General features: G+C 58.5%; 2 protein-coding genes. Both read left to right on the plus strand.

All coding sequences use genetic code 11. The features are described from left to right. On the plus strand, positions 1 to 750 hold a 750-nt coding region (locus tag ON063_RS14550), incomplete at its 5' end, for a transposase (RefSeq protein WP_274665611.1). Positions 751 to 788: 38 nt separating this feature from the next. After that, positions 789 to 1,202: a transposase gene (locus ON063_RS14555; RefSeq protein ID WP_274665612.1), complete on the plus strand. Its 414-nt coding sequence runs from the start codon at positions 789 to 791 to the stop codon at positions 1,200 to 1,202. Positions 1,203 to 1,247: the final 45 nt, after the last annotated feature.

Below are 1,247 nucleotides of genomic sequence, written 5' to 3' on the forward strand. Positions count from 1 at the left end.
GAGTCGGGGCGCCGTCGGGCGAGCAACGCAAACGGTCGTCATCTGACGGCCGTTTGTCTTTTTCTGAGGCCTCGATGGCCGAAGAAAAAGCCCGTTGCATACTTCGAATCGCTCCAAAAGGGGAAAGGGAAGGTAAACGCCGAGCCCGCCCGTCATCAAAAGGAGGAACCCGATATGTACCGCGCCCATCCCGAGAAACGACACGAAGCGATCCAAACGGAGACCACGTTGGACCAGCTGGTCCCGCAGGATCACCTCGTCCGAAAACTCGACCGTCACATCGACTTCTCGATCGTCCACCGCCTCTGCGCCCCGCTCTATTCGAACACCGGGACGCCCGGCATCGATCCCGAGATCATCATCAAGATCATCCTACTCGGACCCCTGTTCAACATCCGTTCCGTGCGCCAGACCGTGAGGGAGGTTCAGACGAACCTCGCCTATCGTTGGTTCCTCGGTCTCGGCATCGATGAGAAGGTTCCCGACCATTCGACGATCAGCCAGGCCTACCGGCGACGCTTCCAGGGGAACGACGTGTTCCAACAAATCTTCGAGGACATCGTCCGACAGGCGGAATCTCACGGTCTCGTCTCCGGGCGCATCCTGATCACGGACTCCACGCACATCCGGGCGAACGCGAACAAGAAAAAATTCGACAAGGTCGAGGTCGAACGGGTCGTCGGTGCGATCGAGGACGAGCTTCTCACCCGCGTGAACGAGGAACGGGCCGAACGCGGAAAAAAGAACTGAAACCGTCATCTGAGAAGAGGGAGCGCCGGCTCGTCAAGGTGAGCCGGACCGACCCGGATGCGGGATACATGTATCGTGACCAGAAGCCGGAAGGCTTTTTCTGGCTGGCGCATCGGACGGTCGACGCCAAGCACAATTTCATCGTCGATGTACACGTCACACCCGGGAACGTCTCGGACAGCACCGTCTATCTCAATCGGCTCGACCATGTCCTCGAACGTTTCCATTTCCCGCTCGAGGCGGTCGCACTCGATGCCGGCTACTTCACGACCGGGATCGCGAAGGCGCTCGTCGAACGGGGCATCTTCGGGGTCATCGCCCGGAGGCGTTTCGGTGGGAAGAAGGGGATGTTCCGCAAGACCCGGTACACGTACCTGCCCGAGGAAGATGCGTATCTCTGTCCGGCGCGACAGCGCCTCACCTATCAGACGACGGACCGCCACTATAAATGATACTTTTAATGTGTCCTAAAGTGATGGGATAAGAATGTACAATTT

It is taken from the genome of Exiguobacterium sp. B2(2022) (assembly GCF_028823655.1).
Classification (GTDB): Bacteria; Bacillota; Bacilli; order Exiguobacteriales; family Exiguobacteriaceae; genus Exiguobacterium; species Exiguobacterium aestuarii_A.